Origin of the sequence: Streptomyces sp. NPDC058240, assembly GCF_042882135.1 — a bacterium.
Taxonomy (GTDB): Bacteria; Actinomycetota; Actinomycetes; order Streptomycetales; family Streptomycetaceae; genus Streptomyces.
On the sequence record NZ_JBHVWT010000034.1, the window covers coordinates 35,208 to 50,761 of the forward strand.

Annotated in this window: 13 protein-coding genes; 1 reads left to right on the plus strand and 12 read right to left on the minus strand. The window is 72.8% G+C overall.

The genetic code is table 11. The features are described 5' to 3' along the window. The first annotated feature begins 7 nt into the window (after nucleotides 1-7). Nucleotides 8-739 carry a methyltransferase gene (locus ACFVX4_RS32390; protein WP_389984159.1) on the plus strand — a complete coding sequence of 244 codons (732 nt, stop codon included), beginning with the start codon at nucleotides 8-10 and terminating at the stop codon, nucleotides 737-739. On the opposite strand, the gene ACFVX4_RS32395 is transcribed toward ACFVX4_RS32390, so the two are convergent. The 12 genes from ACFVX4_RS32395 to ACFVX4_RS32450 all read right to left on the minus strand — a co-directional run bounded on the left by ACFVX4_RS32395 (nucleotide 736) and on the right by ACFVX4_RS32450 (nucleotide 15,449). Then, nucleotides 736-2,067 (minus strand): condensation domain-containing protein, encoded by a 1,332-nt coding sequence (locus tag ACFVX4_RS32395; protein ID WP_389984162.1) that lies wholly within the window; start codon nucleotides 2,065-2,067, stop codon nucleotides 736-738. The genes ACFVX4_RS32390 and ACFVX4_RS32395 overlap by 4 nt on opposite strands. Beyond that, nucleotides 2,057-3,805: an amino acid adenylation domain-containing protein gene (locus ACFVX4_RS32400; RefSeq protein WP_389984165.1), complete on the minus strand. Its 1,749-nt coding sequence runs from the start codon at nucleotides 3,803-3,805 to the stop codon at nucleotides 2,057-2,059. The genes ACFVX4_RS32395 and ACFVX4_RS32400 overlap by 11 nt, the downstream gene beginning before the upstream one ends. Before the next feature lie 65 nt (nucleotides 3,806-3,870). Beyond that, entirely contained in the window at nucleotides 3,871-5,412 is a 1,542-nt protein-coding gene (locus ACFVX4_RS32405; protein ID WP_389984168.1) for an AMP-binding protein, read from the minus strand. Next, entirely contained in the window at nucleotides 5,409-5,645 is a 237-nt protein-coding gene (locus tag ACFVX4_RS32410; RefSeq protein ID WP_331748334.1) for an acyl carrier protein, read from the minus strand. Before ACFVX4_RS32410 ends, ACFVX4_RS32405 begins: the two co-directional genes overlap by 4 nt. Beyond that, complete coding sequence (locus ACFVX4_RS32415; protein ID WP_389984171.1) at nucleotides 5,642-7,063, minus strand: condensation domain-containing protein; 1,422 nt, start codon at nucleotides 7,061-7,063, stop codon at nucleotides 5,642-5,644. The genes ACFVX4_RS32410 and ACFVX4_RS32415 overlap by 4 nt, the downstream gene beginning before the upstream one ends. Nucleotides 7,064-7,101: 38 nt before the next feature. Further along, complete coding sequence (locus ACFVX4_RS32420) at nucleotides 7,102-8,415, minus strand: acyltransferase domain-containing protein (RefSeq protein ID WP_389984174.1); 1,314 nt, start codon at nucleotides 8,413-8,415, stop codon at nucleotides 7,102-7,104. After that, a complete protein-coding gene (locus ACFVX4_RS32425) occupies nucleotides 8,412-9,611 on the minus strand; it encodes a hypothetical protein (RefSeq protein ID WP_389984177.1) in 1,200 nt (399 codons plus the stop codon). The genes ACFVX4_RS32420 and ACFVX4_RS32425 overlap by 4 nt, the downstream gene beginning before the upstream one ends. Next, nucleotides 9,608-10,786, minus strand: a complete 1,179-nt coding sequence (locus tag ACFVX4_RS32430) for an acyl-CoA dehydrogenase family protein (RefSeq protein WP_389984180.1) — start codon at nucleotides 10,784-10,786, stop codon at nucleotides 9,608-9,610. Before ACFVX4_RS32430 ends, ACFVX4_RS32425 begins: the two co-directional genes overlap by 4 nt. Further along, nucleotides 10,771-11,040: a phosphopantetheine-binding protein gene (locus ACFVX4_RS32435; RefSeq protein ID WP_389984183.1), complete on the minus strand. Its 270-nt coding sequence runs from the start codon at nucleotides 11,038-11,040 to the stop codon at nucleotides 10,771-10,773. The genes ACFVX4_RS32430 and ACFVX4_RS32435 overlap by 16 nt, the downstream gene beginning before the upstream one ends. Further along, nucleotides 11,033-12,004, minus strand: coding sequence for a 3-hydroxyacyl-CoA dehydrogenase family protein (locus ACFVX4_RS32440; protein ID WP_389984186.1), 972 nt, complete (start codon nucleotides 12,002-12,004; stop codon nucleotides 11,033-11,035). The genes ACFVX4_RS32435 and ACFVX4_RS32440 overlap by 8 nt, the downstream gene beginning before the upstream one ends. Then, a complete protein-coding gene (locus tag ACFVX4_RS32445) occupies nucleotides 11,992-12,771 on the minus strand; it encodes a thioesterase II family protein (protein ID WP_389984189.1) in 780 nt (259 codons plus the stop codon). The genes ACFVX4_RS32440 and ACFVX4_RS32445 overlap by 13 nt, the downstream gene beginning before the upstream one ends. Further along, nucleotides 12,768-15,449: a type I polyketide synthase gene (locus ACFVX4_RS32450; RefSeq protein WP_389984192.1), complete on the minus strand. Its 2,682-nt coding sequence runs from the start codon at nucleotides 15,447-15,449 to the stop codon at nucleotides 12,768-12,770. The genes ACFVX4_RS32445 and ACFVX4_RS32450 overlap by 4 nt, the downstream gene beginning before the upstream one ends. Nucleotides 15,450-15,554: the final 105 nt, after the last annotated feature.

Below are 15,554 nucleotides of genomic sequence, written 5' to 3' on the forward strand. Positions count from 1 at the left end.
AGTCCACATGCTCAATGAGTTCAGTTACGACGTGGGGCAGTGGGACCTCTCCCGTTTCCGGGAGCGTCCGCCGCAGGACACCTTCACGGTCTTCGACCTCGAATGGCATCTGCTCCCCGACGTGTGGCCGGGAAACGCGGTCGCCACGAAGCTCTTCACGTCCTGGCTGCCCTACGAGGAGGTCGACAGCTTCCTCGAAGTCGGCTGCGGCGCCGGCGTGACGGCCGTCATCGCGGCGATGCGGGGCTGTTCGCGGGTCTGTGCCCTCGACATCAATCCGGCGGCGGCCGAAACGGCCGAGCTGAACGCGACGCGGCACGGTGTGGGCGACAAGGTCACCACGCTGACCAGCGATCTGTTCTCCGGGCTCGACGAGGGCACGACGTTCGACCTGATCTACTGGAATTCACCGTTCGTCGAGGCGCCGGTCGGGCACGACTACCGAAGCCAGATCGACTACGCGGCCTTCGATTCCGACTACAAGATGCACGGCGCGTTCTTCGCCGGCCTCGAACAGCACATGTCCGACACCACGCGCGTCTTCCTGGGCTTCAGCGAGACCCTCGGAAATCCGCAGCGCCTCCACGAGCTGGCCGCGCGGTCGGGGTTCACCGCGTCCGTGTACCGCAGGGAGGAGATCGCCCTCCCTGCGGACTTCTCGGGCCCCCGCAGCGGCGACGGCAGCGGCCTGACGTCGTTGGTGTACGTGCTCTACGAGTTCCGGCGCACCGCTGCCTAGAGCCTGTCCGGCTCCCCCGGCCTGAACTGTGGATCGGCGGTGCCCGCGGCGAGGATCGTACGGAACTGTTCGGCGATGTCCCGTGCTGTCGCCGCCTCGAAGAGGTCGGTGTTGTACTCAAGGCGCCCCGAGCAGCCCGCGCCCGAGCGTGTGACGGTCAGGGAGAGGTCGACCTTGGCCGTCGCGGTGTCGCCGAACTCCCCGCGCACCGCGCAGCCGGACAGCGTGAGGCCACCCCCAGCACCCTTCTCACGGGCGGCCTCCTGGTAGCCCAGCATGAGTTGGAAGACGGGGTTGAAGCCCGGGTCGCGTACGGGCTTCAACTCGTCCACGAGCAGGTCGAACGGCACGGCCTGGTGCGCCATCGCTCGGCGGCTCTCGTCACGGGCCCGGTGCACGAGCTCCTCGAAGGTGGGCTGCCCCGACACGTCGACGCGGTGGACGAGCGTGTTCACGAACATGCCGATCATCCGGTGGTGGCTCTCGCGCTGCCGGGACGTCACCGGCGCCCCGATCACCACATCGGCGCCGCCGCCGCGCAGCCGCACGAGGGCCGCGTACACCGCGAGCAGCACGGCGAACGGCGTCGCCCGGCACGCCTTGGCGAGCGTCACCGTCCGGTCGGTCACCGCCGGCTCGACGGCGAAGCGCACATGTCCGCCGAACACCCCCTGGACGGCGGGGCGTTCGCGGTCGGCCGGGAGGGTCGCGGGGGCGGGGAGTCCGGCGAGGTGGGTGCGCCAGTGCTCGACCAGCGGCCCGGTCCTCGCCTGCGTCAGCCGGCTCGCCTGCCACGCGGCGAAGTCGGCGTACTGCTCGTCGAGGGGCCGGAGCCCGGACGGCTCCCGCCGTCGCGCCGCCCGGTAGCAGACGGAGAGTTCGTGCTCCAGGATCTGCAGCGACCCGCCGTCGCAGGCGATGTGATGGAGGGTCAGGCACAGCAGATGCCGGTCGGGGGCGGCGCGCAGGAGCAAAGGCCTGATGACCGGTCCTGCCGCCAGGTCGAACGGCTGCCTGCCCTCCGCGTCGGCGCGGCGGCGCGCCTCGGCATCCGGGTCCGCGTGCCCCGAGACGTCCACGACAGGGACGTTCACCGTCCCGGCCGGACGGACGACCTGACGCACGGCGCCCGCCCGCATCCGGTAGACGGTCCGCAACACCTCGTGTCTGCGGACCACCTCGCTCAGGGCACGGTCGAGCGCCGCGACGTCCAGGTCGCCGTCGACGCGGTAGATCAGGGGGACGGTGTAGACGGCCGATCCCGGGCGGAACCGGTCGAGTATCCACACCTTCCGCTGGGCGGGCGAGACCTCGCGGTCATCGCTCACGGGACACCTCGGCGGCCAGCCTGAGCACGGTCGGGTCGTAGAGGAACTCCCCGAGGTCCACATCCGCGTCGAACGTGTCGTTGACCCGGGAAACCAGCCGCATGGCGAGCAGCGAGTGCCCGCCGAGCGCGAAGAAGTCGTCGGTCAGGCCGACGGACGCGAGGCCCAGGATGTCGGCGGTGGTTGCCGCGAGGCGGCGTTCGAGGTCGGTGCGGGGTGCTTCGGCACCGGCGTCGGGGGCGGCCACCGGCAGCGCCTGGAGAGCGAGGCGGTCGACCTTTCCGGCGACGGTCAGGGGCAGTTGGGGCGTGGCGAGGAACGCGGCCGGGATCATCCACTCGGGCAGCGTGCCGGCGAGGAACTCGCGCAGTCCGTCGGGTGCGCCGTCGGTCGCGGCGGGCACCACATGAGCCACCAGGCGCCGGTCGCCGGTGGACTCGTCCACGGTGACCGCCGCCTGCCGGATGCCGGGGTGGGTGGTGAGGACGGCTTCCACCTCGCCGGGCTCGACGCGGTAGCCGCGGATCTTGACCTGGTGGTCGGCGCGGCCGACGAAGTCGAGGGTGCCGTCGGCGCGGGCGGTGACCAGGTCGCCGGTGCGGTACATCACGGCTCGGTCCTCGTCGGCGAAGGGGTCGGGCAGGAAGCGTTCCCGGGTCTCGTCGGGACGTCCCACGTAGCCCCTGCCGACGCCGGGGCCGCCGATGAAGAGTTCGCCGGTGGTGCCGTCGGGCACCGGCTTGAGGTCCTTGTCGAGGACGTAGCAGGAGGTGTTCGCGACGGGTCCGCCGATGGGCACGGCGGTCGCGTCGGCGGGGACGGTGTCGACCTGGCCGCGCACCGCGAAGACGGTCGTCTCGGTGGGGCCGTAGCCGTTCACGAAGCGGTCGGGCCGGTCGGCGGGCGCGCCGGAGGTGAGCCGGCGGGCTCGGGCGACGTTGAGCACGTCGCCGCCCACGACGAGGTTGCGCAGGCCGCCGAAGCTGTCGGGCCGGTCGGCCATGACCTCGGTGAACAGGGCCGAGGTGAGGATCAGGGTGGTGATGCGGTGCGTATCGAGCGTCCGCTTCAGCTCGCCGGGTGCGAGGACCACCTCGCGGGGGACGACGACGAGGGTGGCGCCGTTGAGCAGGGCGCCCCAGACCTCGTAGGTGAAGGCGTCGAAGGACGGGTCGGCCACCTGCGCGATCCGCTCGTCGGGGCCGAGCGGGACGACGTCGCCGCCGCAGACGAGCCGCAGCACGGACCGGTGCTCGATCATCACGCCCTTGGGCCTGCCGGTGGACCCCGAGGTGAACAGGACGTACGCGAGGGAGCGCGGCCCCGCCACCGGCTCGACGCCGCCGTCCGTGTCCCGCGCGGCGGCCGCCCGGACGTCCTGCGCGCGCACGACGACGCTCGCGCCCGCGTCGGCCAGCATGTCGTCCTGGCGGCGGCGTGGGTATCCGGGGTTGACGGGGACGTAGGCGCCCCCGGCCTTGAGGACGGCGAGGAGGGCGGTGATCATCTCGTGGCCGCTGTCGAGGAGGACGCCCACCCGGGTCTCGTCGCCGACGCCGCGCTCACGCAGCAGGTGGGCGAGCCGGTCGGAGCGCCGGTCGAGTTCGGCGTACGTGAGGGAGTGCGCGCCGTCCACGACGGCGACCTCGTCGGGGCGGGCCCGCGTCTGTTCGGCGAAGCGCTCGGGGATGGTCGAGTCCGCGGGGTAGGGGGTCGCGGCGCCACGCAGCAGGCCCATGTCAGCTCCTCCAGTTACTGGTTCGGGTGGTCGCTCCGGTCCCGGTCGGCCGGGGTGGTGGGGGTTCAGGGCATCCCGGCACGCGCGGCCCGGTCGGCGAGGGCCCGCAGCGCCTGCCGGTCGGTCTTGCCGTTGGCATTGAGGGGCAGGGTCGCCAGGTGCAGGAAGCGCCGCGGCACGAGATGGACGGGGAGACTCGTGCGCAGGGCGCGGACCAGGTCGCGGGGCGGTACGGCCTCGCCGGTGTAGCAGGCGACCAGTTCGGCGATGTCGTCGCGGCGCACGGCGGTCACGACGACGTCGTGGATCTGGGGCAGTCGGCGCAGGGTCGCCTCGACGTCGCCGGGTTCCACGCGCAGGCCGCGGATCTTCACCTGGTCGTCGAGGCGTCCCAGGTGGACGAGCCGGCCGTCCTCGACGCCGACCCGGTCGCCGGTGCGGAAGAAGTGCTCGGGCCCCGGGCGTCCGCCGTCCGCGGGTCCGTGGAAGCGTCCGGTGTCGTCGCGGGGGTCCACGTAGCCGTCGAAGCGCTGGGGTCCGCGTACGCACAGCTCACCGGTGCCCGCGTCGTGCAGCGGCTCCAGGTGGTCGAAGACCTGGCCGATGGGGACGGTGCCGTTGGAGGTACGGGGCCAGTGGGCGGGGTCGCGGGGCAGCCGGTAGGCGGCGCAGGCGACGGCGGCCTCGCTGGGTCCGTAGGCGTTGTCGATACGGGAGCCGGGGGCGACGGCGTGCCAGGCGCGCGCCTGGTCGAGGGTGAACTGCTCGCCGCCGAAGACGCTGTAGCGCAGGGCGGTGATCGCGCCGGGCGGGGTGGCCCCGGTGGTCGGCCCGGTGGGCAGCCGGCCGAGCTGGGCGCTGACGGAGATGGCGGAGGGCACGGAGAACCAGTGGGTCAGGGCGCGCCCCGCCGCGTAGTCGACGGGGCTGAACATCTCGCCGCGGCCGGGCACGACCAGGACGGCGCCGCCGGCCCAGGTGACGAAGAGGTCGTAGACGGACGGGTCGAAGCTCAGGTCGAAGGTGTGCGACATACGGCATCCCGGTCCGACCTCGTACCGGGCGAGGCACTCGCGGACGAAGGGCAGGACGTGCCGGTGCCGCAGTGGCATGCCCTTGGGGCGTCCGGTGGTGCCGGAGGTGAACAGGACGTAGGCGGTGGCGTCGGGGTCGGGACGGTACGGCGGCAGCGTGCCGTCCGGTGCGGCGGCGAGGACGTCGTCGTCGGTGAGCGAAAGGACTGGGAGGCCGTTCGCCCAGGCGTGGTCGCTGCCGCGCACGGCGGCGGCGTCGGCCACGACGACGTCCACGGCGGCCTGTTCCCGGACGCGGGCGAGCCGGTCGTCGGGGTGCTCGGGGTTGAGGGGCACGACAGCCGCGCCGAGCCGGAGCGTGGCCAGATAGCCGGCGAAGGCGACCGTGCTGCGGGTGGCCAGCAGCCCGACGCGTGCGACGGTCGGCCGCACGGCCCTGATCCGCTGTGCGAGGGCGTCGGCGGCCTGTCCCAGCTCGCGGTAGGTGAGGGTGCGACCGGGCAGCTCGACGGCCGGCGCGTCCGGCCGGCGCTCGGCGGTGTCGGCGAACACCTCGTAGAGGGTGCTGCTCACCGGCCACCCGCGAGGAGCTCCGCCTGGGCGCGCACGGTCGGGTGCTGGAAGAGGTCCGCGACGGGCAGCGGGTGCCCGGCGACGTCCGCGAGCTGCTCGGAGAGCATCACCAGGAGCAGCGAGTTGCCGCCGGCGTCGAAGAAGCCCACGTCGATCGGTACGTCGTCGGGGTCGAGCGCCAGGGTCTCGGCCCAGGCGTCGCGCACCGCGAACAGGGTGTCGTCCTCGGTCATCGTTCCTCCGGTGGCGCGGTCAGGGTGGCGAGGCGCTGGTGCGGGTCGGCGGCCACGGCGGCCAGGAGGTCCTCGTAGCGGCGGGCCGCCTGCGCGACGGTCTCGGCGTCGAACAGCTCGCGGTCGTACTCCCAGATGAGCTCGACGTCCCGCTCGGTGTTCTCGCCCTTGCCGATCGCCTGCTCGGCGCGGGGGATCGCGACGACGCTGAGGTCGAACTTGGCGCTGCCGTTGGTGACGCCGACGGTCACCGCGACGTCGAGTCCCGGCATCGTCACGGCGCCCAGCGGCGAGTCGTGGAAGGCGAACGCGACCTCGGACAGGGGCTGTCGGCCGGGGATGCGGGGCGGACGCAGCGCGGTGACCACCTGGTCGAAGGGGAGTTCCTGGTGCTGGACGGCGCCGAGCGTGGTCGCGCGAACGCGTGTGAGCAGTTCCTGGAAGGTGGGGGCGTCGCGGAGGTCGGCGCGGAGCGCGACGGTGTTCACGAGCATGCCGAGGAGGTTCTCGGTCTCGGGGCGGCCGCGGCCCGCGATGCCGGTCCCGAGACAGAAGTCGTCCTTGCCGGACCAGCCGTGCAGCAGGACCTGGAAGGCGGCGAGCATCACCGTGAACAGGGAGACGCGTTCGCGCCTGGCGAGGTCGCGGACCTGGTCGGCGACGCGGGCCGGGACGGTGACGCGCAGGGTGTCGCCGGTGAACCGGCGGCGCGCGGTGCGCGGCCGGTCGGTGGGCAGGTCGAAGTAGGGCGGCACGCCGTCGAGTTGGCGTGTCCAGTACGCCAGTTGTCGCTCGGCGTCCGCCGACCGGAGCCACTCGCGCTGCCAGACGGCGTAGTCGGCGAACTGGAGCGCGGGTTCGGGCAGCGGTGACGGCAGGCCCTGCGCGTAGGCCCCGTACAGGGAGCACAGTTCCTCGACGAAGACGTTGAAGCCCCAGCCGTCGTGGATCAGATGGTGTTCGAGGTGGAGCAGGACGTGCCGGTCGGGCCCGGTGCGCAGGAGCCGCCAGTCGACCAGCGGGAGCCGGTCGAAGGGGAGGTCGACGCGGACGGCCTCGCGCACCGCCGCGCGGGCGGCCTCCTCGGGGTCGGCGGCGTCGCGCAGGTCCTCGACGGGCAGCTCGACGGGGAACGGCGGGTGGACGATCTGTCGCGGTCCCTCGCGGCCGGCGGCGAAGGTCGTGCGGTAGACCTCGTGGCGCCTGACCACCTCGGTGAGTGCTTTCGCGAGGGCGGCGGCGTCGAGCGTTCCGGTGAGTTCGAGGGTCGCCTGGAACTGATAGGCGCGCATGCCCCGGTTGAGGTGCAGCAGGAACCACAGCCGCTCCTGCGAGCACGACAGCGGAACGGGCTCCGGGTGGGGGCCGGTGCGGAATGCGGGCGCTGTTCTGCCGGTGCGCGTGGTCCGACCGCTCACTGGTGCGTTCCCTTCTGCTCTCGGCGGCGCGATGTCGTTCACTCCCATCGCACGGCACTCCAGTCGATCTCGACTCCGGCGGCCCACAGCCGGCCTGCCGCGCCGAGCAGCAGTTCGCGTTCGGTACGGCTCTCGAACTGGCCCGGCATCGTCTGCACCACCCGGGCGGCGGCGTCCGCGGGGCGCCCCGGATGGGCGAGCGCGAGACGGGAGAGTGCCTGGCCCGGGCCCAGTTCGACCAGCATCGGGTCGGGCAGCCGCCACACCTCGGCCAGCTGGTCGGCGAACCGGATGGTGCGGCTCAGCTGCCGGGCCCAGTAGCCGGGGTCGGTGGCCTCGTCGGCGCGCAGCCAGGTGCCGGTGGCGTTGGAGAGTACGGGCAGGCGGGGGGCCGCGATCGGCATCGTCGCGAGGAGCGCTTCGAGGGGTTCGGTCAGTGGCCGGGTCATCGTGGAGTGGAAGGCGTGGGTGGTCGCGAGGCGGCGGCAGGCCACGCCGCGTGCGGCGAGGGTCCGCGCGCTCTCCTCGACGGCCTCGACGGGGCCGGACAGCACGGTCTGTCCGGGGCTGTTGAGCGCGGCGAGCGACACGCCGGGCGCGAGGTGCGGGGTGACCTCGTCGGCTCCGGCCGTGACGGCGAGCATCGCGCCCTGCGGCAGCGCCTCCACGAGCCGGGCGCGGCTTGCGACCAGACGCAGCGCGTCCTGAAGGGAGAAGACCCCGGCGACGCAGGCGGCGACGTACTCGCCGACGCTGTACCCGGCCAGCGCGGTCGGTTCGGCGCCGAGGTCCGACAGGGCCTTCGACAGCGCGTACTGCATCGCGAAGAGCAGCGGCTGGGCGACGACCGTGCGATGGATCTCCTGGGGCTTCTCGCGCCGCTCGAAGAGGGCCGCGAGGTCGGGGCGTGCGTCGTCGGCCGCCGGGTCGGCCTCCGGTGGGAAGAGCACGGGGCGCAGGTCGAGGCCGTGGTCGGTGGCGAGCGGACGCAGACAGCGGTCGAGTTCGCGGCGGAAGGCGGGCACGCACCGGTACAGGCCGGCGCCCAGGCCCGGGTACTGGTCGCCGACCCCGGAGAACAGGAAGACGCGGGAGGCGCAGGTTCCGGGGCCCGCGGTGAAGACGCGGCGGGGGTCGCGTCGGCGCAGCCACCGTGCCGCGTCGGCCGCCGAGGTGGCGACGAGCACGCGGCGTACGGTTCCCGGGGGCGCCGTGGCCCCGGGGAGGTCCGGTGCCGGGGCGGCGGCGCCGTCGTCCAGGGTGTGGAGCCGGTCGGCGAGTGCGTCGCTGGCTCGCTCCAGGGCGTCCGGTGTCGGTGCGCTGAGGGTCAGCAGGCGGGGCGGTCCGCTCATCGGGCCACCGCCTTGCGCACGTGGGCGGGCCAGCGTGCGGGGTCGACGCCGTGCCGGCAGAGGAAGGCGTAGGTGAGGCGTTCGAGGCCGAAACCGGCGCAGCCGGTGAACACGGGCCGCTCGCCCGCGTCGCGGATGCCGAACGACTTCCCGAAGAACTGCTCGTGGTAGTTGAAGGAGGCGACGGCCACGTCCCGCTCGTCGTCCAGGGGCAGCCGGAGTTCGTACTTCATCTCCAGGAGCCGCTGGGACCAGGCCCGGACGGCCGCGGACTCGTTGAGGAAGAACGGGTCGCCGGCCACCTCGCACCGGCCGCCGAGTCCGAGCGACTCCGTCAGGGCGTAGGCGCGTTCCATCAGCCGGGCGCGGGAGGCGAGGACGAAGTCGGGGGTGCCGAGGAAGACGATCTCGCGGATGGTGAAGTCCCAGAGCCGTTCCAGGGAGCGGCGGTAGCGGGACTCGTACCGGAACGCCTTGCCACGGGAGGTGACCACCGTGTTCGGGGCGGGCGGTGGACCGTCGGCGTACTGGTGGTAGGTGTGGAAGCACATGGTGGGCGGCAGGACGTGGTCGATGTCGCCGGTGTTTTCGCGCAGGGCCGCGGCGAGATCGCCGCCGTCGTCCCCGTCGCCGCCGGTCAGCGTGTCCAGGAAGGCGCGGTAGGTGTCGACGTCGCCGTGCAGCCGTGAGACCAGCATGAGGAGTTGCGGGAAGGACTCGAAGTAGCCGGTGCGGCGCAGCGCGGGGGCGGACATCAGGGTCGGGTAGCGGAACTCGTGGGCGTCGAACTCGTCCAGGACGAGGGCGCGTATCTCGGCGTCGAGGTGGTCCATCAGGGACAGGACGGGTTCGCCGAGCGCGATCTGCCCCTCGCCCAGCTCCGCGGCGACGCCTCGCGCCAGGAGTTCGGGGAAGACGTCCCGGACCGCGCCGCCCTCGGCGGAGCGCCACACCACCTTGGGCTCCACCTGGCGCTGGCTCAGGACGTCGTTGGCGACGACCAGGTGCAGCTTGCGGGTGAGCGCGTCGAGGTCGGCCGCCGCCGCGTCCTGTGTGGTGACGTCGACCGCGGTGACCGTGTCCCCGGAGCGGATCAGGGTGAAGTCGGTGATCCGGTCGGAGACGAAGTAGATCCGTTTGGCGAGTTCGTCGGCGAGTGCGGCGGGGACCGGGGCGTCGAGCGTTATCCGGGTCATCGCGGCTCCCCGGTCGACAACGCGCCGCGCACTCCGATGAGTTCGCCGAGGATGCCGCGCTGCACGGCGTTGGTTCCGGCGTAGATGGGTCCGGCGAGCGCGTCGCGCAGTTCCCGCTCGATGCCCTCGTCGGTGAGGTAGCCGCGGGCGCCGTGCACCTCGACGGCCGCCATGGCGGTCCGCACCAGGCTCTCGCTGACGAAGATCTTGGCCATGGTGGCGTCCAGGAGCGCGAGCCGGCCCTCGCGCTTCAGCCAGCCGACCCGGTAGAGGAGCATCCGCGCCAGTTCGAGACGGATCTTCATGTCGGCTATCTCGTGGGAGACGGCCTGGAAGTTTCCGATCGAACGTCCGAACTGCTCACGGGAGTTGGCGTGCCGCACGGACGCGTCCAGGAGCCGCTCCATGGCGCCGACCTGCGGCGCGAACATGAAGGAACGCTCCCACTCGATGGACGAGGTGAAGACGCCGTAGCCGCCGCCCTCCCGGCCGAGGACGTTCGCGGCGGGCACCGGCGTCCCGTCGAACTCGATCACGCCCATCGGGGTGGACCGCAGGCCCATCTTCGACAGTTCGGCCTTCTTGACGACGCCGGGCAGGTCGGCGGTGACGACGAACGCGGTGAGCTGGTTCTGCTTCCTGCCCTCGTCGCCGGTGCGGGCGAGGACGACGAAGACGTCGGCCACCGGTCCGTTGCTGATGAAGCACTTGGTGCCGTCGAGCCGGTACACGTCGCCGTCGCGGCGCGCCACGGTGGTGATGCCGAGCAGGTCGGAGCCGGCCTCGGGTTCGGAGAGTGCCTGGGCGCCGATGAGGGTGCCGGCGCACAGGGACGGCAGGTAGGCGCGCTTCACCTCGTCGCTGCCGTGGAGCAGCAGATGAATCGTGCAGGCCCACAGGTGGTTGTTGACGGCGAAGACGAGGCCGTTGTCCCGGCATCCGTAGCCGAGTGCCTCCAGGGCGATCATCGTGGTCAGCGGGTCGAGGCCGGCGCCGCCGTACTCCTCGGGCACGGGCCAGCCGAGCACGCCGAAGGCGGCGCACCTCTCCCAGTCGGCGCGCGGGAAGCGGGCTTCGCGGTCGTCGGCCGGGGTGTCCTTGCCGAGCTCCCGCTCGGCGAAGGCGATGACGTCCTTGCGCAACCGGCGCTGCTCCGGGCTCAGTTCGAAGTCCACGCCCCACCTCCGACGGTGGCGCGCTTGCCGTCCACGAAGGCCGCGACGGCGTCGACCGAAGAGAAGTTCGCGAAGTCGAGGTCCTCGCCGCCCACCACCAGGTCGAAGGTCTGCTCGACCCACATGACGAGCTGGACGGCGAAGAGCGAGGTCGCGTATCCGCTCGCGAAGAGGTCCACGTCGTCGTCCACGGACTCCTCGCCGACGTGCGAGCCGATGAACGCGCGGATCAGGTGCTTGTCGTCCTCAACCATGCCGTCGCTCTCCCGACTCGTCGGACTCGTGGGTCTGGTGGGTGTCGTCGTCGTTCCGGTGGGTTTCGTGGCGCTGGTGGGGGTCGTGACGCTGTGGCGTGGGGCGGCCCCGGGGGGTGTCGTAGCGGTGGAAGCCCTGGCCCGTCTTCCTGCCGAGGAGCCCCGCGTCGACCAGCTTGCGCAGCAGCGGGCACGGGCGGTACTTGGGGTCGTCGAAGCTGTCGCACAGGACGTCGAGCGAGAGCAGCACCGTGTCGAGGCCGATGAGGTCCGCGGTCTCCAGCGGCCCCATGGCGTGCCCGAAGCACTCCTTGAACAGGCGGTCGATCTCGGCGGCTCCGGAGACGCCTTCGTGGAGCAGGAAGATCGCCTCGTTGAGCGTGAGCATCAGGACCCGGTTGGTCACGAAGCCCGGTGAGTCCCCGACCACGATGTGCCGTTTGCCCGCACGGTCCAGGAGGTCCTGGGTGCGCGCCAGGGTCTCGTCGGACGTGTGGTGGCCGCGGATCAGCTCGACGGTGGGTTTGGTGGGCGCCGGGTTCATGAAGTGCGTACCGATCACCCGGTCGGGCCGCCCGGTGGCGGAGGCGACCCGGGTGATGGGGATCGCGGAGGTGTTGACGCCGAAGGGCACGTCGGGGGCGCACAGGGAGTCGAGTTCGCCGTAGAGAGGGCGCTTGAGGTCCCAGTTCTCGGTGGTGTTCTCGAAGAGGAAGTCGACCCCCCGCACCTCCTTGAGGTCCGTGGTGAACCTGATCCGCCCCACCACCTCCTCCGGCACCCGGTCCGGTGTCCCGGGGCGCAGCAGCCGCGCGAAGCGCACGTCCCGGCCGATCTCCGCTCGCGCGGAGTCGAGGACCTGGTCCGCGACGTCCACCAGAACGACCTCGTGCCCCTGCTCGGCGAAGAGCTGCGCGACTCCACGGCCCATGGTGCCGGCGCCCACGACGCCTATCCGCTCCACTCCGGGCCTCCTTTCGTCTCGTCGAGAACTGCTCGGGAATGCGTCAGGACGGTCTCCCGGACGACGCTCATGGCTGCGGTCCGGCTCGTGCGGAAGTAGAAGTGACCGCCCGGCACGAGCCGGATGTCGGTGGGCCCCGTGGTGTGCCGGGACCAGGCCGCGACGGTGTCGGCGCCCGGTTCGTCCGTCCCGGCGACCGCGGTGACCGGGCAGGTCAGCGGGGCGTCCGGGGTGGGCCGGTAGCTGTCCAGGAGCGCGAAGTCGGCGCGGAAACTGCTGAGGGCGTCGGCGCGCAGGTCCGGGTGGCCGCGCAGATGGTCGAGGGGCTCGCCCCAGCGCCGTTCGATCTCGCGCAGGAGCGCCGCGTCGGGCAGCAGGTGGAGGGGCTCACCGAACGCCGGCAGGGGTGGCGCCGGGCACGAGGAGACGATCAGGCGGTCGGGGCCCCGCCGGCCACGGCGGCGCAGCTCCTTCGCCGTCTCGAAGGCGAGCAGCCCACCGAGGCTGTGCCCGAAGAGGACGAACGGTCCGTCGCCGTCGAAGGGGACGGCGGTCACCAGGGCGTCGACCAGCGGTCCGACGCGGGTGAAGGGCGGTTCGGCGTTGCGGGTGGTGCGGCCGGGCAGGTGGACTCCCCAGACCTGGACATCCGGCAGGTCGTCGGCCCAGCGCACGTACTCCCCCGGCGATCCGCCGGCGTGCGGGAAGCAGAAGAGGGAGGTGGCGGCGTCCGGTCGGCGGTGCCGGCGCACCGTCCAGCCGCTCATCGGGCGCCCCGTGCGGCCAGGCGCTCCGCTATGAGGGCGGCGAGCTGCTGGGCGGTGGGGGCCTGGAAGAGGGCGCGGGGCACCAGTTCGACGGGGAAGACCTCGCGGGCCCGCGCGACGAACTTGGTGGCGATGAGGGAGTCACCGCCGAGGTCGAAGAAGCTCTCGTCGGGCTCCACGTGGGGCAGTTCGAGGATCTCCGCGAAGAGGGCGGCCACCCGGTCGACGTTGTCGCCGTCCCCGGTCGGGGCCGGGGCCGGCTGCGGGGGTGCGGCGGGAGACGGGCCGGGCCGCTGTGCGAGGGCGGGGTCGTCCGTCTCCACCGTGTAGCGCTGTCCCGCGAAGGGGTAGGCCGGGAGGGCGACGCGCTCGGGGGCGGCGTCGTGCAGTACCGCCCAGTCGACGGGGGCGCCCGCGAGCCACAGGCGTCCGACGGCGTCGAGCACGGCCGGTTCGTCGGTGGGGGTCCGCTCGGCGCGCAGGTCGAGGGAAATGCCTCGCGGGCGGCGAGCGCCGGTTCGGTCCTCCGCGTCGTACGGATCCGGCACGTCCGTCGAGGTGTCCGACCGGCCCAGGAGCGCGGCCCAGTACGCCGGATCGACCGCCTCGTCCGACGTGACCCGCCGCACCTGCGTCCCGCCCCTCGCGACCCGGAGCGGCAGTACGGGCGCCCGGGGGCCGGCCCGCCGGACCGACTCCTCCCACGCGGCCCGCTCGTCCTCGGATTCCACAGGCCCTCGCTCCGCCGCTTCCGCCACCAGCCGTCCCGCCTCAGCCGCCCCGAACACCCCGGCCACCACGGCCGCCGCCAACATCCCGGCCACGCCCTCGCCCGAGACCGACGCGGGCGCGACACCGCGCCGCTGCCACAGACGGGCGAGCGCGTACCGAGTGGCGAACGTGACGGTCCGCGCGGGGGCGGACCCCGCGAAGACGTCGCCCGCCGCGCACGCGTCCACGGCGCTCCGGAACGTCGGCTCGGCCGCGTACAGCCGGGCGGCGGCATCCCGCTCCCGCGCCACGTCGGCGCCGGTCACCGGCGTGCACCGGAAATCCACCGGCCCCGGCACGGTGCCGGTGGCGGTGTCGGTGGCGGCGCCGACGAGCCGTTCGGGCAGTTCCCCGGAGAGCACGCGGACGGCGTCATCGACACCGTCCACGACCGCGAACCGCCGTCGCGCGTGCTCCGTACGCCCTGTCTGGAGCGTCCGGGCCAGACCGGCGGCCGGCGTCCCGGGGCGGGCCCGCAGATGCGCGGCGAGGCGGGCGACGGTCTGTTCCAGCGCGGCCGGGGTCTTCGCCGACAGCGGGAGAAGGTGCCAGGAGCGGCCGGACGGCGGCGCGGTCTCCCGGGCGGGGGGCTGCTCCAGGACGACGTGCGCGTTGGTGCCGCCGAGGCTGAAGGAGCTGACTCCGGCGCGGCGCGGCATCCCCTCGGGCCGCCACTCCCGCGGCTGCGTGACGACGCGGAACGGGCCCGCCCCGAAGTCGATCTGCGGGTTGGGGGTGGTGAAGTGCAGGCTCGGCGGGAGCAGGCCGTGTTTGAGGGCCAGGACCGTCTTGATCAGTCCGGCGGCGCCGGCCGCGGCGTCGGTGTGCCCGATTCCGGTCTTCACGGAGCCGATTCCGCAGGGGGCGCGGCGCTCGCCGCCGCGCCGGAACGCCTTGGTGAGCGCCGCGATCTCGACGGGGTCGCCCAGAGGGGTGCCGGTGCCGTGCGCTTCCACGTAGGTGCAGGTGGCCGGGTCGATGTCGGCGGCGCGATGGGCCGCTTCGATCACGGCGGCCTGTCCTTCGACGCCCGGGGCGGCGAAGCCCATGCGGTCGGCGCCGTCGTTGTTGACCGCGCTGCCCAGGACGACCGCGTCGATCCGGTCGCCGTCGGCCAGGGCCCGGTCGAGGCGTTTCAGTACGACGAGACCGACGCCGTCGGCCCCCACCGCCCCGCGCGCGTCCGCGTCGAACGCCCGGCAGACGCCGTCCGGTGCCTGGATGCCTGCCTCGGTCGCCTCGTCCGGCACGAACGGGAAGCGCACCGTCGCTCCCCCGGCGAGCGCCAGGTCGCAGTCGCCCGAGAGCAGGCCCTGGACCGCCAGATGCACGGAGACCAGGGAGGTCGCGCAGCCCGCCTGGACGGCGACGGTGGGGCCGCGCAGGCCGAGCTTGTAGGCGACGCGGCTGCACAGGAAGTCGGCTCCGTTGCCCATCCGTATCTCGTACGCCGACACCGGTGGCTGCCGTGCCCGCTGGGCGGTGAGGACGTGCCCGTAGGCGTTGTCGCTGCTGCCCCCGTACACGCCGACGGTTCCCGGGTGACGGGCCGGGTCCACGCCCGCGTTCTCCAGGGCCTCCACCGCGCACTCCAGGAAGACCCGGTGCTGCGGATTGACGAGGCGGGCCTCGCGCGGGGACATACCGAAGTAGCCGGCGTCGAAGCGCTCGGGATCGTCGAGGAGTCCGCGGGACGCGATGCCGCGCGGTCCGGTCACGCGGGTGACCACGTCACGTCCCTCGACCAGATTGTGCCAGAATTCGTCGACGTTCCGCGCTCCGGGAAAACGGCAGGCCATACCGATGACGGCGACGGGGACGGTCCCGTTTCCCCGGTGCGACCGGGACGGCTGACGCGCCTGGTGCGGCTGGTGCACGACATCGGTGTTCCGGCCCTGAGTTGTCACTGACCGCCCAATCTCTTGTTGGTGAGATCAACCCGCCTCGCGATCGGCACCATACCTTCGCGTGCCGGAGAAATAGAAGTGATTCCAAGCCGCCCGAACACTTCC

Bases quoted from the DNA above. Each gene is read 5' to 3' on its own strand.
- ACFVX4_RS32435 (WP_389984183.1), bottom strand. From the start codon at position 11,040: ATGGTTGAGGACGACAAGCACCTGATCCGCGCGTTCATCGGCTCGCAC.
- ACFVX4_RS32410 (WP_331748334.1), bottom strand. From the start codon at position 5,645: ATGACCGAGGACGACACCCTGTTCGCGGTGCGCGACGCCTGGGCCGAG.
- ACFVX4_RS32425 (WP_389984177.1), bottom strand. From the start codon at position 9,611: ATGACCCGGATAACGCTCGACGCCCCGGTCCCCGCCGCACTCGCCGAC.
- ACFVX4_RS32390 (WP_389984159.1), top strand. From the start codon at position 8: ATGCTCAATGAGTTCAGTTACGACGTGGGGCAGTGGGACCTCTCCCGT.
- ACFVX4_RS32445 (WP_389984189.1), bottom strand. From the start codon at position 12,771: ATGAGCGGCTGGACGGTGCGCCGGCACCGCCGACCGGACGCCGCCACC.
- ACFVX4_RS32420 (WP_389984174.1), bottom strand. From the start codon at position 8,415: ATGAGCGGACCGCCCCGCCTGCTGACCCTCAGCGCACCGACACCGGAC.
- ACFVX4_RS32400 (WP_389984165.1), bottom strand. From the start codon at position 3,805: ATGGGCCTGCTGCGTGGCGCCGCGACCCCCTACCCCGCGGACTCGACC.